This is a genomic window from Pseudomonas sp. P9_35, assembly GCF_034008205.1.
Classification (GTDB): domain Bacteria; phylum Pseudomonadota; class Gammaproteobacteria; order Pseudomonadales; family Pseudomonadaceae; genus Aquipseudomonas; species Aquipseudomonas kilonensis.
Genome location: NZ_CP125373.1, coordinates 3,426,363 through 3,446,414, shown reverse-complemented (window position 1 = coordinate 3,446,414; position 20,052 = coordinate 3,426,363). Strand labels below are relative to the sequence as shown.

The following is a 20,052-nucleotide window of genomic DNA, read 5'->3' as shown; positions in this document are numbered from 1 at the left end:
CGGTCTTCATGCCCTGGCCGAGATGGCCGCCAAGCGTAACTCCCGCAAAGTGGCACTATCCGCCCTCCTCCCCAGTTGCCAGCCCAAGTAACCCCACAGCAGTGCGCAGCAGGCGCCGATTATCGCGGCCGGGCCGGCGCCTTGCCCCAGGAGGTCGAGCATGCTCTTGGCCCAGCCGCTCATGGCGTCACCTGCGCGATAAACCACGGTGTCGATGAAGTTCTTGGCCGTGTATTTACTCTCGGCATCCAGCGGCGCGAACAGCATTTCCCTGCCCGGCCGGACGAACGCGTATTCGCCGATCCGTCGCACGATCATCACCGCCGCCAGTAGAGCGAACCCCGGCGCCAACGCCAGGCCGAGGAAGCCGATGCACATGAGCAGCGGCACGACGGCCAACAAAGCACGCACCCCCAACTTCGGCGCGATGCGGCCGGTGATGAACAGCTGGGACAGCAACGCACCGGCCTGCACGATGATGTCAATGGTGCCGAAGATGCGTACCTGCGCCTGGCGATCCGGATAGTGCTCGGCCACCAGGCGCGCCTGTTCGAAATAGAGAAAGGTGCTGACTGTCGCCAACAGCACCACGAAGCCGGCGATTCCCAGCAAGTAAGGTGACTTGAGCACCGCCGTCAAACCGCTGAACGGATTACCGTGCAATGGTTGCCGAGGGCTTTGCGTCGGTGCGGCGCCGGGGCGGCCGGCTCCGCCCGTTTCGCGCCACCGCATCAGTGCTCGTTTCAACACCAGCGTGGCACCGAGCAACAGGGCCGCCAGCAGCATCAACCCCGAGGCGCCGAGGGGACCGATGAGCAGCGCGCTCAGGGTCGGCCCCAGCAGGCCGCCGACGCTGGCGCCCGCAGCGATGAAGGCGAACAGGCGCTTGGCCTGCTCACTGTCGAATACATCCGCCATCAAGCTCCAGGCCACGGATACGACGAACAAGTTATAAACCGAGATCCAGACGTAAAAGACCCGGGCCAGCCAGACACTGTCCGGCTGGAACTGGAACAGCTCGACGAACATCAGCAGGTTGAAACCGAAGAAACCGTACACCCAGTCGATCAGGCGCAGGCGCGGCACCCGTGAACTGAGCCAGGCGAACAGTGGAACGGCTGCCAGCATGACCAGGAAGGTCGCGGTAAACAGCCATTGCAGATTCTCCACCCCTGCCGCGATGCCCATCGATTCACGGATTGGGCGCAGCATGAAGTAACCGGTGAAGAGACAAAGGAACAGCAGGAACCCGCACAGCGCCGGACGCAACTCGCCGTCACGGGCGTTGAGGGCGAGACTCAGCCGGTGCAAATAGGAAGGCGCACTCATAAGGGACTCCGGGGAGACGGCAACGAGACAAAGGTCAAGCGCGGGACGAACGCCCGCGCCCAGGGTTGCATCAGCGATAGATCACGCCGGTCAGTCGCTCGGAGACGGCCCAGAGCCGTTCGGCATCGGCCTGCGTGCTCGCGGCGGGCGGCGTCTTGGCGAAGCCCAACGGACCGCGTCTTTCATCGTCACCGGTCGGGCCGTAATAAGCTCCGCCCACGGCTTGCGCAGCAGTGGCGGCATACAAGGTGGGCAACGCGCCTTGTGCCGCTGAGTGGTACGCGTCACGGTCCTTTGCCCAGCGCCGACCGAACTCGCTGTCCAGGCCTGGCCCCCGTGCGACCAACTCGGTGACCGCAACGCCGGGATGCGCCGCCATGCTGCGAATGCCCCAGTTTTCAGCATCACTGCGCCGCTGCAAGGCAAAGGCCCAATGCAGGACCGCCAGTTTCGATTGCGCGTAGGCCGCATACGGGTCGTACTTCTGCTCGCTCTGAAGGTCATTGAGGTTCATCGTGCCGCGCGCTGCGGCAATGCTCGACAGGCTTACCACGCGGGCATCCTGGCTTTGACGCAAGAGCGGTACCAACAGACCGGTCAGCGCGAAATGCCCCAGGTAGTTGGTGGCCAACTGAAGTTCAAAGCCATCGGCGGATGTACCTCGCTCGGGCGGTGCCATGACGGCGGCATTGTTGATCAACACGTCGAGGCGCGGCAGCCGCTGATTGAGACGCTGGGCCAGGCCGCGCACCGATGAAAGATCGGCGAGGTCCACGTTCTCGAACTGCACCTTGGCGTCGGGCACGGACTCGCGGATACGTGCGATAGCCTGCGCGCCGCGCTCCGGGTTGCGCGCGGCGATGATGACCTCGGCACCGGCGCGCGCCAAGGCCAGCGCATCCTCGTAGCCCATGCCACTGGTACCACCGGTGATCAGGACAATCCGGCCTTTCTGGGACGGTATGTCGCTGGTCGACCAGTCTGGTTTCGGTGTAACGCGAGCGGAGGCTTCGATGCTCACTGTACTGAGCAGCGCGACGCCCGCAGCGAGGATTCGAGCCAGTCTTCCAAGCCGGCTCATGCGGCCAATGGCAGGTGTTGTTGTGCTATTCCACATGGTGATGGTCCCTGTCTGAAGAAATGAACCGGCATCGCCGGACGGTCACTGGTTCGAGCACGCCTGCGCCAACTGCAGAAAGCTGATGTGTTTCTTTACTCCTTGGGTGTTCAAGTAGGTCATCTTGGCTTGCACGACCTCGCATACCGGCGATGTCGCCTCCTCGATATGAATGACCCTGGCGATGTCCAGCGGCATGCCATATTCGTAGGCCGGAAACTGCGATTGTTCTTTGGCGAGCAGCGGTGAACCGCTCAAGGAGATGACTGCCAGCAGGCCGGCGATCGACAGGTTTCGAATGTTCATAGTGGGCTCCACGACACTGTCCTCGTTGGGATGGTCGTAGCACTCTAGGCGGGGGCGACTGACGTCAAGGTGACTGCTGGCTGACGGGAAGATGTCAAACGCGGGCGGACTTTACTCGCAGGCGACGACTAAGGCGCCGCCTGGTTCATCAAGGAGAATCCGAAAGTGTTGAGCCCATTTTCGCTGTGGGCAAACACGCGTCCACCGTGCATGGACGCCACCGCACGGACGATGGAAAGGCCCAGGCCATGGTGAGCATCGCTTCGCGCCCTGGCGGTGTCGGCGCGATAGAAACGCTCGAACAAACGCTCCAGGTGCGAGTTGTCGATGGGCTCTCCGGCATTGGAAACGCTCACCTCGACCTGCATGCCGTGGCTGACCAGCGTCACCGTGATGGTGCTTGTCGGCGCCGCGTAGCGCGCCGCGTTCTGTATCAGATTGGCCAGGGAACGGTGAAAGAGGCGTCGGTCGATGCTCGCGCGCATGTCGCCTTGGATCACCACGCTCAGCTGTTTGTCGTGCAAGACCGGCTCCAGATACTCCACCGTCTTCAACGCCTCTTCATAAAGCGAGACATCACTGAGCTCGGTTGCCCGCTGCCCACTCTCGGCTCCGGCCAGGAACAGCATGTCATTGACGATGGTGCCCATCCGTTCCAGCTCTTCGAGGTTCGACTGCAGCAAATCCTGAAGCTCGCTCACCTCGCGCCCGTGGGCCAATGCCACCTGGGTCTGTCCGATCAGGTTGGTCAAGGGCGTTCGCAGCTCATGGGCCACATTGGCGTTGAATCCTTCGAGTTGACACCAGGCCGCTTCCTGGCGAGCCAGGGCGCCGTTGAACGACACCGCCAGTTCCTGCAATTCGCCTGGCAGCGCGTCGGTGTCCAGTCGCTGCTTCGAATCCCCCGGCGGCAGGCTGTTGGCTTGACGGCTCAGTCGCCTCACAGGCCCCAGACCGAAACGCGCGATCCAGTAACCGAGCAGCGCAACCAGCCCGATGCCCAACGCCGAGGTCAGGATCAAAATCTTGGTGAAGTGGTCCAGAGTCTTCAGAAACGGCGTTGAATCCAGCCCCACGATAAAACGCAGTTCCGGACGGTTGCCCATGGCGGGAATGGTCTTGAGCAACACCATCATGGGACGCTCTTTCTCAGGCAGGTCGAGGGTAAACAGCCCATCGGAGCGCGTCGACCAATCCTGCCCGTCCGGCATCGCCCCGCCGTAACTGAAGGCGGGGTCGTCAACCAGGATCCAATAGCGGACCCGTTCATCCGCAGGCGTCAGGCCGTCGAGCTTCTGGCGCAAACCGACCCAGAACGTCGGCGAGTCGTATTTGGCGAGCACCGGGTCGAGCACGGAATGGCGCAGGATCAGCTCGTTCTGCATCTGCTCATCGAGCGATTGCTTCAAGGAACAGCGCAACAGTGTCGCACTGATCGACATGATCAGCAGGACAGCGAGGGCGAACATCAGGGCGAGCCGCTTGGCGATCGATCTTTTCATCAAGGCGTTCCACTTTGCCTGCCATCGACCTCACGGCTTTCCAGCACATACCCCATGCCGCGGACGGTATGCAGCAGCTTGCGCGGATACGGGGCATCCACCTTGGCGCGAACGCGCTTGATCGCAACCTCGACCACGTTGGCATCACTGTCGAAATTCATGTCCCAGACCTGCTCGGCAATCATCAACTTGGAAAGAATTTCGCCCTGATGCCGCGCCAACAGGCTCAACAGGGAGAACTCCTTGGCCGTCAGGTCCAGCCGCAGCCCGTCCCGGGTCACCTTGCGCGCTTGCAGATCGACCTCCAGGTCGTCGATGCGCAGATGCGTCAGGTCAACCGTGTCACCGGCGCGACGACGGATCAAGGCCTGGACACGTGCGACAAGTTCGGCAAACGAAAAAGGCTTGCCCAGGTAATCATCGGCGCCCTCGCGCAGTCCTCGAATGCGGTCATCCACCGTCCCCCTGGCCGACAACATGATGACCGGGGTTTTCTTGTGCAGGCGCAGGCCTTGCAGCACGTCGTAGCCGTCCTTGCCCGGCAACATCACATCCAGGATCACCACGTCGTAATCCCATTCCAGCGCGTAATGCAGGCCATCGATGCCATTAGTCGCGACGTCGACAATGTAGCCGAGCTCGGTCAAGCCACGGTGGACGTAGGAGGAGGTTTTTTCTTCGTCCTCGACAATGAGCAAACGCATCGGGTAACGCCTCTCTTAAAACGGTGCCACAAATTAGGAGACCCAATAGTCGATCCCGATGTTTGGCTTGGTACTGATGCTTCAAGCCCCTTGCAAGATCGCCCGGATGTACATTTTCCCCAGTCTAGGCCGCGAAGGTGTCCGCAGGCTGACCGCTTCCTGACATTCTTGTCAGAAAGGTTCCAAGGGCCGAGTGCGTCATTCTTCCTGAGTTATTCGATTTTTGAATTACCGTTATAGCTAACGAAACTATGTAGACGACCTTCCGTCACCTATCTTGACGTCAGGTATCCATCCCATTTTGGGCGATGCTGGAACGTTATCCAACGGGCTCCAGACACACGTTAATCCGCAGCATAAGGATCTGCTCGTACGTTCAGTTTGATTGAAGACTGCAAGACCGATAAGGAGATCCCCCTGTGGTGGATGTACAGCAAGTGTTGGACTCGATTCCCCCTGGCATCCCCTATGGCGACGACTATGCGTGCGACGCCACCTTCTTTACGACGGCCAACTGACGCCCGAACACGAGCCAAAGGAAGCCGTTCATGGCAATCACGCAAAACAACCGTTTGGTGCAGGTCGACAGTCCTCTCGGCGGCGATGTCCTGTTGTTGCAAAGCATGGAAGGCAGCGAAGAGCTGGGGCGGTTGTTCCACTACGAGTTGGATCTCACTTCTGAAGACCGGGCGATCACGTTCGACCAGTTGTTGGGCAAGCCGATGGGCCTGACCCTGGAGCTGTACGACGGTGGCAAACGCTACTTCCACGGCATCGTCTGCAGTTGCCGGCAACTGACCGGGCATGGCCAGTTCGCCGGTTATCGCGTCAGTCTACGGCCCTGGTTCTGGCTGCTCACGCGCACCTCCGACTGCCGGATTTTCCAGAACAAGACGGTGCCGGACATCATCAAGCAGGTGTTCCGCGACCTCGGCTTCTCCGATTTCGAGGACAGCCTGAGCGGCAGCTACCGCGAGTGGGAATATTGCGTGCAGTACCGCGAAACCAGCTTCGACTTTGTCAGCCGGTTGATGGAGCAGGAAGGTATCTATTACTTCTTTCGCCATGAAGAGGCGCGTCATGTGTTGGTGTTGGCCGACGCCTATGGCGCCCACACCACGGCGCCAGACTATGCCTCGGTGCCCTTCTATCCACCTGATCGGCAAATGCGCGAGCGCGATCATTTCTACGACTGGCAACTGGCGCGGGAAGTGCAACCCGGTTCGCTGGCGCTGAACGACTATGACTTCCTGCGCCCACGCGCCAGCCTTGAGGTGCGTTCCAGTGTGCCGCGCACCCACACCAACGCCGACTACCCGCTCTACGACTACCCGGGTGAATACGTCCAGAGCAACGACGGCGATCACTACGCGCGTACCCGCATCGAAGCCATTCACAGCCAGTTCGAGCGTGTGCAATTACGCGGTCGCGCCCGCGGAATCGGTTGCGGTCATGTGTTTACGCTGACGGGATACGACCGTGCAGACCAGAACCGCGAGTACCTGGTGGTGGTCGCCCGTTATCAGATCCGTCAGGAAGCCTATGAAAGCGGCCAGTCGGACGTCGCCGAACAGTTCGTCAGCGAGCTGGACTGCATGGATGCCAGCCAGTCCTTCCGCCCTCTGCCCCTCACGCCCATGCCCATTGTTCGCGGGCCGCAGACTGCCGTGGTGGTCGGCCCCAGCGGCGAGGAGATCTGGACCGACCAGTATGGCCGGGTCAAAGTGCATTTCCACTGGGATCGCCATGACCAGTCCAACGAAAACAGCTCCTGCTGGATTCGTGTGTCCCAGGCCTGGGCCGGTAAGAACTGGGGCTCCGTGCAGCTCCCGCGGATCGGCCAGGAAGTGATCGTCAGTTTCCTCGAGGGCGATCCGGATCGGCCTATCATCACCGGCCGCGTCTACAACGCCGAACAGACTGTGCCCTACGCGCTGCCCGCCAATGCCACTCAGAGCGGGACGAAAAGCCGTTCAAGCAAGGGCGGTTCACCGGCCAACTTCAATGAAATCCGCATGGAGGACAAGAAAGGCGCCGAGCAGCTGTTTATCCACGCCGAAAAAAACCAGGACATCGAGGTCGAGAACGACGAGACCCACTGGGTGGGCCACGACCGCAGCAAGACCATCGACAACGACGAGACCGTGCACGTCAAACACGACCGCACTGAAACCGTCGACAACAACGAAACCATCACCATCGGTGTGGATCGCAAGGAAAAGGTCGGCAATAACGAAACCATTTCCATCGGTGTGAACCGTACCGAGGATGTCGGCAGCAACGAGAAAATCACCATTGGCGCCAATCGCACCGAGAGCGTGGGCAGTAACGAGACCATCACCATCGGTGCCGACCGCACGGAAAAAGTCGGTGCCAACGAGAAAATCAGCATCGCCAGCAACCGCACCGAGGACGTGGGCGGCAACGAAACGATCAGCATCACCGGCAACCGTAACGAAACGGTCCAGGGCAACGAAGGCATCGAGATCAGCGGCAACCAGAGCACCCAGATTGGCCAGAACGAATCCCGCGACGTCGCCCAGAACCGCACCACCAACATCAAGCAGAACGACAGCCTGGACGTGGGCAAGCACTTTGCCCTCACCGCCGGCGACTCCATCAGCCTGACCACGGGCGCGGCGAGCATCACCATGAAGAAGGACGGCACCATCGTGATCAGCGGCAAGAACATCACCATCGACGGCTCCGGCGCCATCAACATCAAGGCGAACAAGAACGTGGTCGTCAAAGGCCAGAAAATCCTGCAGAACTAGCCACGGAGTGGGCGCCATGACCGTTGAATATCATTTACCCGTTTCCGCCACCGCCACGCCCGCGCGCGTGGATGGCGTCGTGATTGGGGTGCTGCTGGATGTGCCCAGGGCAGATGCCCCTATGGTGGCCTTCCCTGGCTGCCCCGGCGAAACCGGCCTCGCCGCACGCACCACCACCCCGCTCTCTCGTGAAGACATCGGCGCCCAGGTCGCGCTGATGTTCGAGGCCGGCGACCTGAGCCGACCGCTGGTGATCGGTCGCATCCAGCGTCTGCCGCAAACCACCACGCCCGCCGTCGCCCACCTGGACGGCGAACGCCTGGAGTTCACCGCGGAGCGGGAAATCGTCCTGCGCTGCGGCAAGGCGAGCATCACCCTCACGCGAGAGGGCAAGGTGTTGATCCGAGGAGCCTACCTCTCGAGCCGATCGTCTGGTGTGAACCGCATCAAGGGCGGTTCGGTGCAGATCAACTGAGGCAGTGACGCCATGGAATTGGTAAACAAGACCCGCCTCGTCGGCGGCTATACGACCTCAACCGATAAAACGGGTCGTGAATGGCTGGTTGTGGTGGCGAAAGGAACCTACGGCATTCCAGATCACTCTGGACATCCGCCGCGCCTGCTCGAACAACAGGTTCCGCTGATCATGGCCGATGTATTCCCAGGGGAGCCCTGCGAATCAGCCGCGTTATACGAAAACGATTTTGCGCTGCACAAGCCCCGCTGCGATGTTCTGCTCAATGGTCACTGCCACGCCCCCAATGGAGAGCCGGCGACGGAGGTGAACGTAGCGCTGAAAGTGGGGACTCTCGTCAAAGCATTCAAAGTGATTGGGGCACGAATCTATGAGGATAGCGCCCTCTCACACTCGATAAGCAAACCTGTTCCATTCACCACAATGCCGATTAGCTACGCGCAGGCTTTTGGCGGCGTGGATCGCACGCATGCAGACCCGGCCAAACACAAATGGTACCCATGGAACCCGGTTGGCGCCGGATTTTACCCCGCAGCAAGCAGTGCCCAGACCAATGGCTTGCCGCTCCCAAATACCGAAGAACTGGACAGGCCGGTCACCGCTCCCCACGAACATTACAAGCCAATGGCATTTGGCCCGATTGGTCGGGCATGGCGGCAGCGTATCCAATGGGCCGGCACTTATGATCAGGCGTGGCTTGATCATCAATTTCCATTTCTTCCCGAAGATTTTGACTTGCGCTATTTCCAATGCGCACCCGAGGACCAGCAAATCGATTATCCCCGAGGGGGCGAAGAAGTCGCGCTGCTTAACCTGAGCGATAAAGGCCGCTCGGCATTCAGGCTTCCGGCAAACCTGAAACTGGCGATGCTTGTCGTTTTTCACGACGACAGCACACGGGAGGCAGCCGCCGTGGTCGACACAGTCATTCTTGAACCTGACGCGAATCGCCTGACGCTGACATGGCGAGCCTCTTCGCCCCTCGGGCGCAACATCAAGGAAGTGGCCAAGGTCATCGTCGGGCAAACCGCCGATCAGTTCGAACAGGCCAAGGCCAACGAAGAACGCATGCGAGGAAAACAACACTTCAAGTCATTGGCTCAACTCATCGCGTGGACAAAGGAAGCCTATCCTCCCGCGGAAGAGGAGATATGACGTCCATGCAGGGGCACCCCCTCTTCGTCACCAGCATGGGCATGGCGTGTCCCGTGGGCTTATGCGTCGCCAGCGCCTGTGCTGCCAAGCGCGCCGGGCTGTCAGCACTCCAGGAACTGCCGTTTTTTGACAACGCGTGCGAACCCATCATCGGCGCGGCGGTGCCCAGCCTTGACTTGGCTCTGCCGGCAGCAGTGCGGATGTCCGGGCTCATGATGCATGCACTGGTCGAGTTGATACAGGGTGCGCCGAAGCTGGATTGGACAGAAGTGCCATTTCTCCTGTGCCTGGCTGAACCGGAGCGCCCCGGAATCAATATCAGGGAAATAGCCCAGGCCGTCATACAGGACGTATCTTCCAAGTTGGGCATACAGTTCCATCCAACGCATTCCAGGGTCATCCCCTCCGGCCACGTTGCCGGCATGCATGCACTTCATGAAGCCAGTCGATTAATGCAGGAAACACGGGTCCCCGCCTGTGTGGTGGCGGGTGTTGACTCGCTGCTCAGCGCCTTGACGCTGCAGTGGCTGGACGAACATCGCCGGCTGAAAACGGCCACTCACAATGACGGCTTGTTTCCTGGCGAAGGGGCTGCGGCCATCCTGATTCAGTCCTATCGGCAACCTGGCACCTGCTTGCAAATCTCAGGCCTGGGCTTTGGGCAAGAAGAGGCGCCTCTTTTGTCGAGCAAACCCCTGCGAGCAGGCGGGTTGACCGACGCCGCTCGTACGGCGCTCGCACAGGCCAAACTGGGTCTGCATGAAATTGATCTGCGCCTGTCCGATGTCACGGGAGAGCAATACGGGTTCAAGGAACTTCCGTTAATGGAGGCCCGGCTTTTTCGGACAGTCCGAAAAGAGGATCAGCCACTGTGGCATTGGGCTGAGGCCATGGGTGACACCGGGGCCATTGCTGGAATCGTCCAATTGATACTCGCCGACCAGGCGTTTCGCAAAGGCTATGCACCGGGAACCACCGCGATCTGTCTGAGCAGTGCCCTGGCCGGTGCACGCGCGGCCGCCGTCGTGCGCGACCTTAGCCAGCCAGAGGGCGGCCTATGAGCTGCGACGTTTACGCAAACGGCGATGAGATCGCATGCAAAGCAGGTGGCGGCAAGGTCATCGCGGCGTTCCCGGATGTCTGCCTGACGCCACCACCGCCTCCGGGGGGGCCCATCCCGGTGCCCTATCCGGACACCTCGTTTTCCAAGGATATGAAGAAAGGTAGCAAGACCGTCAAGATCGAAAACAAGGAGATCATGTTAAAAAATCGCTCCTTTTATAAAACCTCACCGCTGGGCGATGAAGCCGCCACAAGAAGCCAGGGTGCCGGTGTCATCACCCACGTCATCACCGGCAAGACCTATTTTGTTTCATGGTCAATGGATGTTCTTTTCGAAGGTCAGAACGTAGATCGACATACCGATCTCACCACATCGAATCATGCCAGCCCCGCAGCGAATGCGGCTGTGCCCATGGTCAACACCGCCAAATACAGTCCGGTGCAACAAGACTCCAAAGTGCCGGGCAAACATAAATGTGAATGTTGTGGCGGCGCGGCGCACTCCAAGGCTCAAGCGAACGGGGAGTACATGACGGAAGACCAGTTCTACGGCACCGCACAAAATCCCAAGAACGCAGCCGTCCTCGCCAAAGTCCGGGCCAACTCCAAGTGCAGGCACCTGTTGCCACCTGCCGGAAAGCAACCGAGCGGATGCAATAAGTACTACGTAACGAGCAAACGAGAGAAAGCCAACATTGAAAATGATTGGGCAATTAACCGGCCAGGCTATATGCGTTGGAAACCAGAAGTGGGCCAAGGAGAGCCAGTGGCACATAGAGTCCCCAAGGCAGCCGGTGGTTGTCCGTCCGGGCAAGGGAATCTCGCCCCTACTGGCAAGAAGTGTGAGAAGCTCGAAGGAGAGCTGAGTGCACTTCAAGAGACACGCATCAATAGTTTTCCAAGGCCCGAATGATGAAAGCCTCTATTTACAAGTACACCCAACGACCCGGTTTCCTTCAAGACAGCTTCTATTGGAAGGGCCGTGGATATCACTACAGTGGCTCCGCTCCGGCAGAAGTATTGTCACCTGACGGCTGGATGAACGATGACCCGTGGATTGCCCTTGCTGCGATTCTGGAACAGGCCAAGCATGGCGACTACAGCCACGTAGCCCAACTGCGCAAATGGATAGTGGACCCCGATTGCGATCCAACGCTGGTATCGGCCTGTCTCGGTCTGACCGCTGATGCTGGGCTCGACACTGACCTGGATTTCCTTGCCGAGCTCATACTCGAAGGCCCCACCTACCTTCGCATCGAGGCGTGCCTGGCAGCCCAGTGGTCCGGTGTGCTGTGGCTGATACCTTTCATGGTTGAGGCATGGCGTACGTTTGCACGTCGGGCCGACCGAGCCGCCGTGGAAGCCAACTTGACCAATCTTCTTGACCCCATCGAAAACGAGCCCGAGTTCTTTGACAGTGGCCTGAACGAAGTCGAATACAAAGCGGCTGTCGATTCACGACTTAGCGAACTGCAGAACGCTTATGGCAGCGACCGCTGCTCAATCTCCGGGGGGATGCCCGTCGACATGAACAAACAAGTCTGGGTCATGAGAAAGTCCCTGGTTCCTTCAGGCACTGACGAATGGATCGATTGGAGCAACTTTCTCATCTGGAGGCGTAAATTCGAGGTGTATTCCGGCGTCGACTGTTCCAGCTTCTACGGAAAAAACGGCGAGTTTCAACCGCTGAATGCGGCCGCTATCCTGGACCGATACATTGCCTCTCCCCTGCACTTTGAAGTCGGTAAACGTTACTTCTTTGGAAACCTGGTGCCGTAACAAGACAGAGACGTCATGGTCCCCATCTCATCAATGATCGAGCAACACGCCGAAGAAGCTTGCTTCCTCATCCTCCTGCACGATCACGCCGTGCGCGCGCCCCACTATGACCTTGATGACCTCAGCAAACTGGACGAACGCATCGACGCTCATCTCGATGGCCTGCGCATTGCCGGCTCAACAGGCCTGGAGACTCTGCTGACCCAGCTCGACCCGCACACCGTCGGCGAGATGTTCGCCAGTGTGCTGCTGGCCTTCGAGGCGGCCAATGCGAAGGTGCTGTCGCGGCTCAGCGAGCACTTAAGAAGTGCCACGGAAACTGAACGAGGTTACCTGATGGCCCTGGGGTGGCTCGACTGGGAGCGTGTATCGCCCTGGATCGAGCGCATGCTCGCCTCCCCCGAGCTCTTGTTCCGCCGCCTCGGCCTGGCGGCCTGCGGCATGCATCGCCAGGATCCCGGCCCTATCCTGCTGACCGAACTGTCCCACGCCGACCCCAGCGTGCTGGCACGTGCCGCGCGCACGGCTGGCGAGCTGCGCCGGCGTGACCTGCTACCGGCGATTCGTGCCCACCGCCAGCATGAAGACGCCGCCGCGCGCTTCTGGGCCAACTGGGCCACCACCCAAATGGGAGATCAGCAGGCCTTGGAGCCTCTGCGCTCATTCGCCGAACAACCGGGCGAGTTTCAGTACCGCGCACTCTGCGTACTGCTGGCCTGGCAGGAACGCGAGCCCAGCATCGCCTGGATACGCCAGTTGGTACAGGATCCCCGGGATCGGCGCATCGGCATCGAGGCCCTAGGGCTGCTGGGCGATCCGGTCTGCGTACCGTGGTTGATCCAGCAGATGAGCGACCTGCCCTATGCACGGGTCGCCGGTGAAGCCTTCAGCCTGATCACCGGTGCGGACCTGGCGCTACTCGACCTCGAATTGCAGGCCCTGCCGGATTTCGATGTGGGCCCGAACGATGACCCGCAAGACCCCAACGTGGCGATGGACCCCGACGAAAATCTCCCCTGGCCCGACCCACAGTCAATCACCGCCTGGTGGCAGGCCCACGGTGGCGATTTCCAGGCGGGCGTCGGTTATGTGCTGGGACAGCCCCAGAGTGAAAGCAGTTTTCAGCAAGCCCTTGCCCGAGGCCAACAACGCCAGCGCATCGCTGCCGCCTGCGGCATCGCCCGCTATCGGCCAAACGAAGTGCTTTTCCCCACGAGCGCGCCGGCCTGGCGGCAAAAGCAGCTGTTGGGAAGGCCGGGGGTGTTCGGGCGTTGATCCGGGTGTTTATAGTGGCAGGCGCAACTCAGGCTCCGACACCTAATCATCACTTTCAACCTTTGGAGACACCATGCCAAACCCAACCGGACAGAACCCCGTGGCACTCATCAGTGGGGTTGGAAGCGAGATCGGAATCGGCATGGCCATCGCCCGCAGACTGGGTACTGCAGGTGCCAGACTGATCGTCACCGCCAGCAGTGCGCGAATCAATGATCGAGTTGCAGAACTGCGTGCCGAAGGGTTCGAAGTCGAAGGCCGGGCCCTCGACCTTACCGATGAAAACCAGGTCCGTGAGTTTATGGTGTGGGCAGAGTCCCTCTGGGGACAGATCGATATTCTGGTCAACAACGCGGGCATGGCCATGCAAGGCAGCCCGGAGTTTTTTTCCGACTTGGCAAGCATGGACCTGCACACCTGGAACCTGACACTGGCGCGAAACCTGACCACGGCTTTTCTGCTGACACGGGCTGTTTTGCCTGGTATGCGGGCGCGCCGTTACGGGCGCATCGTCAACATCAGCTCCACGACCGGCACCCGCTGCAGCAACCCCGGTGAAGCGGCCTACAGCGCCGCGAAGGCCGCGATGGTCGGCATGAGCATGAGCCTGGCGTTGGAAGTCGCCCAGCAAGGGATCACGGTGAACAGCGTCGCTCCCGGCTGGATCACCACAGGATCGACCACCACAGAGGAAGCCAAAGCGGCCGCTTATACGCCGATGGGCCGCGCCGGACGTCCCGAAGAGGTCGCTGCGCTGGTGGCGTTCCTTGCGTCTTCAGAGGCGAGCTACATCACTGGCGAGGTCATGGTGGTGGATGGCGGAAACTGCCTGGTCGAGAACAAGGCCCCTTGACCTGAACAGGCGCCCCCAGGCATTCGCCACGATTCGCGTCATAGGCCCAGCAAGCGCTCGGCGTTACCGTGAGCGATGAGTGCCTTGTCCGCTTCAGTGATGGGCAGGCTCTCGAGGAAAGCGCGGGCGCCATCCAGGCTCTGGTAGGGATAATCGATGGAATACAGGATACGCTCAGCGCCCATGACCGCGTGAATGAACTGGAAATGCGGGAGCGTGAGCATGCCACTGGGCGAAACGTAGACATGCTCGCGGTAAGTCTGCCCGATGGGACGTTTCAGGCCGCTGGCATCCTGGGGAATAGCGTCCTCCAGGCGCTGCAGGAAAAACGGCACCATTTCGCCCCAGTGCCCACTGATGACTTGCAGATGGGGATACTGGTCGAACACGCCCGCGAGCAACATCCGCACGACTTGAATACCTGCCTCGTTGTGCCAACCCCAGGCAAACATCGAAAGACGTGCACTGAGTTCACGCTCGAACCCACCGTAATACGCCGTTTGAACGGCAGGCAGCGGCAGACCCGGATGGACGTACAACGCAACCTTCAACTCATTGAGGGCGGCAAGAATCGGGGCATAACGGGCGTCGTCGAGGAACGTATCACCCGGCCGACCATTGATCAGCGCGCCTTTGAGGCCCAGCTCCGTCACCGCCCTCTCCAGCTCACGCGCCGCCGCCTCGGGTGCTTGCCACGGGAGCGTGGCAAAACCGCTGAAACGATCGGGATGAGCATGCGCCGTCTCTGCCAGCTGGTCATTGGCGGCACGACACAGCTCAATGGCTTGCGAGGCGGGCAATAGCTGAGGAAACCCGCCATAGGAAAGTACCTGCATGCTGATTCCTGCCGCGTCCATATCGGCCAGGCGTGACCGGCCTGTTTCCAGCGCCTTGCGAGCTGATTCGTTGGGCGCAACAACATGCGGCCGACTAAGGTCGGCTACCTGTACACCATCGATCACCCGACTCCCCCAACCCGAAAGATAGGGTGCCTCGGCCTGCACGAGCGCCTGCGTGGCGACGCCCATGGTGGGGTCGAGTACGTGCTCTTCAACACAGATCAGTCTCATGTCGCGCCCCTTGCATGGTTACAGGTCATCACCCTAACAGGGCATCTCGCAGTGCTTCGCCCAGGCTGGCGGCGGACTGCGGGTTTTGACCGGTGATGAGGCGACCGTCGACAACCACATTGTCGGCCCAGTTCGCCGCCAGCTGGTGATGTGCACCGCGTCTGTTGAGCGTCGACGCCAACAGGAATGGCACAACGTGGGTGGACTGCACTTCTTCTTCCTCGTTGTCAGTGAAAGCTGCGACCCGTTTACCGGCCACCAGCAGGCTGCCGTCGGCACGACGTGCGTTGACCAAGGCCGCCGGCCCATGACAGACCGCCGAAACGATGCCGCCGGCCGCATCGATTTCGCGGATCGCCGCTTGTACGGCAGGGTTATCAGGAAAGTCCCACATCGTGCCGTGACCACCGGCGAAGAAAATGGCCGAATAGCGTGATGGATCTACCTCGTTCATGGGCAAGGTGTGCTCAAGCGCATGCCGGAAATCCGCATCGGCCCAATAGCGGGCGATGACGGGATCACTCATATCCTCCAGCCCGTCCAAGGGCGCGGCACCGCCATTGATGGAGGCCAGTTCGACACGGATACCCGCCTCCTGCAGCTTCTCCAATGGATGAGTGACCTCGGCCAGGTTGAAGCCGGTGGGGATGCCGGAAGCGCCCTTCACCGCGTTGCTGGTAACGACGAAAAGGACCGGCTTGAGCTCGGAAGCTTGTTTGTTCATGGTCTCGGGCTCTTGGTTGAGACGAAGAAGACAGGCGCGTTCATCACGATGTCTGCGCCGCAATAAGCGTCAGGCGTTACCAGGCGCGAAGAGCATTTCCCAGTTCATGAAGGGTCCGAGGGGAATGATTTCCCAGTCGATGAGCCCCGCTTTGACCAGGGGGAATTCGTTCAATGCCGCCCTCGCGGATTCCACGGTGTCGGCCTCAGCGATGATCGCGACACCTGGGCGATCCTGGCGAAAATAGAAGTCGCGCACGATGCCGCCCTTGTAGAGCTGCCAGGCGTGTCGGGCTTCGTCGAACAGGTGCGGCTGATATTTCTCAAGACTGGCGCCAGGTTGAGGAATGTCGAGACAAAGCAGTTTCATGGTTCGGCTCCTTGGTCGGGTGCAGGGCTTAGGCGCAGTGGAATCGACGCACTGGCTCCGCCTGGACACCAATATCAATGAACCTGTAGCTTATAGTGGAATAATAATCGCCATTAACGATATTTTTTCTCCATAAAGTTGAATCAAGGGAACCAATCCAGGAGCCAGGGCCGTATGAGAGATCCATTGGATGGCGTAGCACTGTTCGTCGAAGTCGTTCACGCTGGCGGCTTTGCCCGCGCGGCTGAACAGTTGTCGCTGACGCGATCGGCGGTGGGCAAAGCGATTGGCCGGGTGGAGGAGCGGCTGGGCGTTCGCCTGTTCCATCGGACCACCCGGACCCAAAGCCTGACCGAGGCTGGCCAGGTGTATTACGAGCATTGCCTGCGCGCCTTGGAAGAAGTCCGCTCGGCTCAGTCCCTGCTGGAGTCGGGCCAGCAAGAGATCACGGGGCGCCTGCGCGTGACGATGCCGGTCCTGTTCGGCCAATACTGTGCCGGCCCGATCCTGCTGGAACAGGCCCGCCAACATCCCAAGCTGGAACTTGAATTGCACTTCAGCGACCAGTCCGTAGACCTGATTGCCGAAGGCTTCGATCTGGCGATTCGCTTTGGCCCCCTGGCGCAACTCAGCGGCCTACGTACACAACATCTGGCGGTCCAGCAAAAACTGCTATGCGCATCACCCGGTTACCTGGCCAAAAACGGGCAGCCCCGCAGTCTTACAGAACTGCTCGGCCACGACGCGGTGCTGTATCACCGGCGCGATTACACGCAGCCCTGGGCCGTTACGGACACCGATGGCCAACTCAAGACGGTGTCCCTTTCCCCGCGTATTCGTTTGAATGACCTTTCATTGATCGCCGATGCGGTCGAGGCCGACATGGGCATTGGCTGGCTGCCTTCATGGCTGGTGCGTGATCGCTTGCGCTCGGGCGCTCTCGTTCAACTGCTGGAAACGCATCCGCCCACCACGATGGATTGTCATGCCGTCTCACCCCAGATGCGGCAAATGCCCATGCGGCTGCGGCACATCATTGATGTGCTGGCCAGCCGACTGCCGGACATCATGAAGCTGTGAGCCAGAGAAATCGTCGCCCACAGCGTGTCGCCCGTGGGTGAGTCATTGAATTCACCCAGCCCTTGCCAGGAGTTTGTCATGAACATTCGTCAGTGGTTTTCCAAATGCGCGATGGTGCTTTGCCTGTTTGCATCCAGCGGGGCCAACGCGCAGACATATCCATCCACGGTGGTGGTGCGTGTCGCACAGCTCGAAATCGATCCGGAGCAACTGCAACGCTATACCCAGATCGTCAAGGAAGAGATGGAGATCTCCGCGCGCGTGGAACCCGGGGTGATTGCCATCTATTCGGTGGCGGATAAAGACCGCCCTCACATGCTCCATTTCTTCGAAATCTACGCTGACGAGCAAGCCTACCTGTCCCACATTGGCTCTGCGCATTTCAAACGGTACGTAGAGCAAACCCAGTCGATGATCCTCTCCAGGCAATTGATCGAGACGACGCCGATCCAACTGAGTTCGAAGTGAAACCGGGACGATGTCTTCCCGTGCCAGGCAGGTGCCCTGCGGAAAAACAATGGTGACAAAAACTGACCCTGTCGATGGTTAGAGTGAAGTGATTGGCCGCAGGCATCAACGATGCGCTGGAAACAGCGCCCCTGCCCCCGGCCCTACTTCTATCTCATCAATCATCCAGAGTAAGCGTCAGCTATGAAGCGTATCCAGTATTACAATTACGGCGGACCGGATGTGATGAAACTCGAGTCATTCACGTTGGCTTCACCGGGCCCGCGCGAAGTCGCTGTGAAAATCAGCTTCGCTGCCATCAATCCTATCGACTGGAAGTTGCGCGGTGGCCAGATGAAGATCGTCACGGGCAGGGCCTTCCCCCGGGCCATGGGGATGGATTTCTCCGGCACCGTCATGGCGGTGGGCAGCGACGTGACGCGGTTTAAAGTGGGTGATGCTGTTTTTGGTCTCGCTCGCTTCAAGGAAAGTGGTGCGCTGGCGCAAGCCGTGGTCACGAAGGAATCGCTGCTGGCCAGCAAACCCGATGACGTCTCCTTCGAGCAGGCCGCTTGCCTCGGGACGCCGGGAATGACCGCTTGGAGCGGGCTGCGGGACAAGGCCGGGCTGAGCGCGGGCCAGCGTGTCTTCATCAACGGTTGCAGTGGCGCGGTTGGTGAAGCCTGCGTGCAAATAGCCCGCATGGTGGGGGCCACTGTCACCGGTTCTTGCAGTGAAGAGACGCTGGAGCGGGCGCGGCAGCTGGGGGTCGATACGGTTCATGACTATCGCAAAACCGATCTCTCCCAGCTACAGGAACGTTTCGATGTGGTGTATGACACGGCGGCCACAATGCCCCTGTCGCTCGGCTTCAGCCTGCTGCGCAAAGGTGGCGTACTGCTGGACCTGGACCCAAGCCCTGGCAAGTTCATTCGCTCGTTCTTTGACAAGCGCTTGAAACCGGTCATCTGCACACCGCGCCCCGACGTCCTCGACACGCTCGCCCGCGCCGCCCAGAATGGCAGCTTCCGGCTTCCTGTAGCAGAGGTGGTGCCGCTCGGCGATGCGATCCAGCTTATCGCGGCCATCGAGGGCGGCAGGAAGCTCCGTGGCAAGGCCCTCGTGGCCATGGACTGAAGCGTGTCAAGAAGCCATAGATTATTCGACCTCATGCAAGTCCTTCGGCGCCACCGCGGGACGGTTTCCGGTATCACGCTGTCCCGTGAGCTGAATGTGTCGTTGCGTACCATCCGGCGAGACGTCATCACGCTGCAGTCGATGGGGGCGGACATCGTTGGCGAACCCGGCGTTGGCTACGTCCTGCGCCCGGGTTTTCTGTTGCCGCCGTTGAGTTTTACCGAGGAAGAGATCCAAGCGTTGATGGCCGGCGCACAGTGGGTCAGCCGCCAAACCGATGAAGGCCTGGCCCGCGCCGTTCAAAACGCACTGGCAAAAATCGACAGTGTCCTGCCGCCGCACATGCGGCGAACATTGGACAACGACACGATCTATGTCAGTCGCAATCAAGGCGCACCGGCGGCGTTGGATCTGGCGCAGGTCCGGCTGGCGCTTCGCGAACAGCGAAAAATGCGGATCGTCTATACGGACGAGAATGGGGAGCAGACGCAGCGAACCCTCTGGCCGATCATGCTGGGGTTTGTCGAGTCGCAGCGCTATATCGCCGGCTGGTGTGAGCTGCGTGGCGACTATCGTTTATTCCGAACGGACCGGATCGTCGAGGTGGCTATCCTGGAGGAGCGCTACGCCCGACCGAGGCAACAGCTGGTCAAGGAGTGGCGCTCCCGGGAAACGCACCCGTGCAAACAGAAAGACTGCAGCTAGGACCAGCACATTTCCCTTGTGGGAGCGAGCTTGCTCGCGATGAGGGCAGTCAATCCAACATCCATGCATCTGGACCACCGCTATCGCGAGCAAGCTCGCTCCCACAGGGGATTTGTGGTGAATACAAATCCTGCTATCCCGAAAAACCATTGTGGGAGCGAGCTTGCTCGCGATGAGGGCAGTCAACCC

Annotated in this window: 20 protein-coding genes; 12 read left to right on the top strand and 8 right to left on the bottom strand. The window is 60.2% G+C overall.

Annotation, left to right across the window (positions count from 1 at the left end; translation table 11 throughout):
* Window positions 1-6: 6 nt before the first annotated feature.
* From QMK47_RS15055 to QMK47_RS15035, 5 genes are all read right to left on the bottom strand, one after another.
* Entirely contained in the window at window positions 7-1,329 is a 1,323-nt protein-coding gene (locus QMK47_RS15055) for an NTP/NDP exchange transporter (RefSeq protein ID WP_253474813.1), read from the bottom strand.
* Between the two features lie 70 nt (window positions 1,330-1,399).
* On the bottom strand, window positions 1,400-2,446 hold the full coding sequence (locus QMK47_RS15050; protein WP_320388601.1) for an oxidoreductase: 1,047 nt from the start codon (window positions 2,444-2,446) through the stop codon (window positions 1,400-1,402).
* Between the two features lie 45 nt (window positions 2,447-2,491).
* Window positions 2,492-2,752 carry a DUF2790 domain-containing protein gene (locus QMK47_RS15045; RefSeq protein ID WP_214510412.1) on the bottom strand — a complete coding sequence of 87 codons (261 nt, stop codon included), beginning with the start codon at window positions 2,750-2,752 and terminating at the stop codon, window positions 2,492-2,494.
* Window positions 2,753-2,880: 128 nt separating this feature from the next.
* Window positions 2,881-4,254 (bottom strand): heavy metal sensor histidine kinase, encoded by a 1,374-nt coding sequence (locus QMK47_RS15040; RefSeq protein WP_320388599.1) that lies wholly within the window; start codon window positions 4,252-4,254, stop codon window positions 2,881-2,883.
* Entirely contained in the window at window positions 4,254-4,958 is a 705-nt protein-coding gene (locus QMK47_RS15035) for a heavy metal response regulator transcription factor (protein ID WP_320388597.1), read from the bottom strand. Before QMK47_RS15035 ends, QMK47_RS15040 begins: the two co-directional genes overlap by 1 nt.
* A 548-nt stretch (window positions 4,959-5,506) precedes the next feature.
* Here QMK47_RS15035 and QMK47_RS15030 point away from each other — a divergent pair.
* The 8 genes from QMK47_RS15030 (at window position 5,507) to QMK47_RS14995 (ending at window position 14,331) form a co-directional block, all read left to right on the top strand.
* The gene (locus tag QMK47_RS15030) at window positions 5,507-7,732 is read left to right on the top strand and encodes a type VI secretion system Vgr family protein (protein ID WP_320388595.1); all 2,226 of its coding nucleotides are present in this window, start codon (window positions 5,507-5,509) and stop codon (window positions 7,730-7,732) included.
* 16 nt (window positions 7,733-7,748) lie between these two features.
* Complete coding sequence (locus tag QMK47_RS15025; RefSeq protein WP_320388594.1) at window positions 7,749-8,207, top strand: DUF6484 domain-containing protein; 459 nt, start codon at window positions 7,749-7,751, stop codon at window positions 8,205-8,207.
* 12 nt (window positions 8,208-8,219) lie between these two features.
* Window positions 8,220-9,362 (top strand): DUF2169 domain-containing protein, encoded by a 1,143-nt coding sequence (locus QMK47_RS15020; RefSeq protein WP_320388592.1) that lies wholly within the window; start codon window positions 8,220-8,222, stop codon window positions 9,360-9,362.
* Window positions 9,359-10,423, top strand: coding sequence for a 3-oxoacyl-ACP synthase (locus tag QMK47_RS15015; RefSeq protein ID WP_320388590.1), 1,065 nt, complete (start codon window positions 9,359-9,361; stop codon window positions 10,421-10,423). The genes QMK47_RS15020 and QMK47_RS15015 overlap by 4 nt, the downstream gene beginning before the upstream one ends.
* A complete protein-coding gene (locus QMK47_RS15010; RefSeq protein ID WP_301300437.1) occupies window positions 10,420-11,337 on the top strand; it encodes a DUF4150 domain-containing protein in 918 nt (305 codons plus the stop codon). The genes QMK47_RS15015 and QMK47_RS15010 overlap by 4 nt, the downstream gene beginning before the upstream one ends.
* Complete coding sequence (locus QMK47_RS15005) at window positions 11,337-12,203, top strand: hypothetical protein (protein WP_320388588.1); 867 nt, start codon at window positions 11,337-11,339, stop codon at window positions 12,201-12,203. Before QMK47_RS15010 ends, QMK47_RS15005 begins: the two co-directional genes overlap by 1 nt.
* A gap of 15 nt (window positions 12,204-12,218) precedes the next feature.
* Window positions 12,219-13,478, top strand: coding sequence for a TIGR02270 family protein (locus tag QMK47_RS15000; protein ID WP_320388586.1), 1,260 nt, complete (start codon window positions 12,219-12,221; stop codon window positions 13,476-13,478).
* A 73-nt stretch (window positions 13,479-13,551) separates the two neighbouring features.
* On the top strand, window positions 13,552-14,331 hold the full coding sequence (locus QMK47_RS14995; protein ID WP_214510422.1) for an SDR family NAD(P)-dependent oxidoreductase: 780 nt from the start codon (window positions 13,552-13,554) through the stop codon (window positions 14,329-14,331).
* Window positions 14,332-14,369: 38 nt separating this feature from the next.
* Here the strand turns inward: QMK47_RS14995 and QMK47_RS14990 are convergent, their stop codons facing one another.
* From QMK47_RS14990 to QMK47_RS14980, 3 genes are all read right to left on the bottom strand, one after another.
* Entirely contained in the window at window positions 14,370-15,401 is a 1,032-nt protein-coding gene (locus QMK47_RS14990) for an amidohydrolase family protein (protein WP_320388585.1), read from the bottom strand.
* 28 nt (window positions 15,402-15,429) lie between these two features.
* Window positions 15,430-16,125 carry a type 1 glutamine amidotransferase domain-containing protein gene (locus QMK47_RS14985; RefSeq protein WP_253474790.1) on the bottom strand — a complete coding sequence of 232 codons (696 nt, stop codon included), beginning with the start codon at window positions 16,123-16,125 and terminating at the stop codon, window positions 15,430-15,432.
* A gap of 69 nt (window positions 16,126-16,194) precedes the next feature.
* Entirely contained in the window at window positions 16,195-16,494 is a 300-nt protein-coding gene (locus QMK47_RS14980; protein WP_253474787.1) for a superoxide dismutase, read from the bottom strand.
* Between the two features lie 174 nt (window positions 16,495-16,668).
* Here QMK47_RS14980 and QMK47_RS14975 point away from each other — a divergent pair, with 174 nt between their 5' ends.
* From QMK47_RS14975 to QMK47_RS14960, 4 genes are all read left to right on the top strand, one after another.
* Window positions 16,669-17,574, top strand: a complete 906-nt coding sequence (locus QMK47_RS14975; RefSeq protein WP_320388583.1) for a LysR family transcriptional regulator — start codon at window positions 16,669-16,671, stop codon at window positions 17,572-17,574.
* A gap of 78 nt (window positions 17,575-17,652) precedes the next feature.
* Window positions 17,653-18,042: a putative quinol monooxygenase gene (locus tag QMK47_RS14970; protein WP_320388582.1), complete on the top strand. Its 390-nt coding sequence runs from the start codon at window positions 17,653-17,655 to the stop codon at window positions 18,040-18,042.
* A 183-nt stretch (window positions 18,043-18,225) separates the two neighbouring features.
* A complete protein-coding gene (locus QMK47_RS14965) occupies window positions 18,226-19,158 on the top strand; it encodes an NAD(P)-dependent alcohol dehydrogenase (RefSeq protein WP_320388581.1) in 933 nt (310 codons plus the stop codon).
* Window positions 19,159-19,161: 3 nt separating this feature from the next.
* The gene (locus tag QMK47_RS14960) at window positions 19,162-19,863 is read left to right on the top strand and encodes a YafY family protein (RefSeq protein ID WP_320388579.1); all 702 of its coding nucleotides are present in this window, start codon (window positions 19,162-19,164) and stop codon (window positions 19,861-19,863) included.
* Window positions 19,864-20,052 lie beyond the last annotated feature (189 nt).

Excerpts from the sequence above, each read along its gene's own strand:
- QMK47_RS15055 (WP_253474813.1), bottom strand. The coding sequence starts at position 1,329 with ATGAGTGCGCCTTCCTATTTGCACCGGCTGAGTCTCGCCCTCAACGCC.
- QMK47_RS15050 (WP_320388601.1), bottom strand. The coding sequence starts at position 2,446 with ATGTGGAATAGCACAACAACACCTGCCATTGGCCGCATGAGCCGGCTT.
- QMK47_RS15040 (WP_320388599.1), bottom strand. The coding sequence starts at position 4,254 with ATGAAAAGATCGATCGCCAAGCGGCTCGCCCTGATGTTCGCCCTCGCT.
- QMK47_RS15025 (WP_320388594.1), top strand. The coding sequence starts at position 7,749 with ATGACCGTTGAATATCATTTACCCGTTTCCGCCACCGCCACGCCCGCG.
- QMK47_RS15030 (WP_320388595.1), top strand. The coding sequence starts at position 5,507 with ATGGCAATCACGCAAAACAACCGTTTGGTGCAGGTCGACAGTCCTCTC.
- QMK47_RS14980 (WP_253474787.1), bottom strand. The coding sequence starts at position 16,494 with ATGAAACTGCTTTGTCTCGACATTCCTCAACCTGGCGCCAGTCTTGAG.
- QMK47_RS14965 (WP_320388581.1), top strand. The coding sequence starts at position 18,226 with ATGAAGCGTATCCAGTATTACAATTACGGCGGACCGGATGTGATGAAA.
- QMK47_RS14990 (WP_320388585.1), bottom strand. The coding sequence starts at position 15,401 with ATGAGACTGATCTGTGTTGAAGAGCACGTACTCGACCCCACCATGGGC.
- QMK47_RS15015 (WP_320388590.1), top strand. The coding sequence starts at position 9,359 with ATGACGTCCATGCAGGGGCACCCCCTCTTCGTCACCAGCATGGGCATG.
- QMK47_RS14970 (WP_320388582.1), top strand. The coding sequence starts at position 17,653 with ATGAACATTCGTCAGTGGTTTTCCAAATGCGCGATGGTGCTTTGCCTG.
- QMK47_RS15035 (WP_320388597.1), bottom strand. The coding sequence starts at position 4,958 with ATGCGTTTGCTCATTGTCGAGGACGAAGAAAAAACCTCCTCCTACGTC.
- QMK47_RS14995 (WP_214510422.1), top strand. The coding sequence starts at position 13,552 with ATGCCAAACCCAACCGGACAGAACCCCGTGGCACTCATCAGTGGGGTT.
- QMK47_RS14975 (WP_320388583.1), top strand. The coding sequence starts at position 16,669 with ATGAGAGATCCATTGGATGGCGTAGCACTGTTCGTCGAAGTCGTTCAC.
- QMK47_RS15020 (WP_320388592.1), top strand. The coding sequence starts at position 8,220 with ATGGAATTGGTAAACAAGACCCGCCTCGTCGGCGGCTATACGACCTCA.
- QMK47_RS15000 (WP_320388586.1), top strand. The coding sequence starts at position 12,219 with ATGGTCCCCATCTCATCAATGATCGAGCAACACGCCGAAGAAGCTTGC.
- QMK47_RS14985 (WP_253474790.1), bottom strand. The coding sequence starts at position 16,125 with ATGAACAAACAAGCTTCCGAGCTCAAGCCGGTCCTTTTCGTCGTTACC.
- QMK47_RS15045 (WP_214510412.1), bottom strand. The coding sequence starts at position 2,752 with ATGAACATTCGAAACCTGTCGATCGCCGGCCTGCTGGCAGTCATCTCC.
- QMK47_RS15010 (WP_301300437.1), top strand. The coding sequence starts at position 10,420 with ATGAGCTGCGACGTTTACGCAAACGGCGATGAGATCGCATGCAAAGCA.
- QMK47_RS15005 (WP_320388588.1), top strand. The coding sequence starts at position 11,337 with ATGAAAGCCTCTATTTACAAGTACACCCAACGACCCGGTTTCCTTCAA.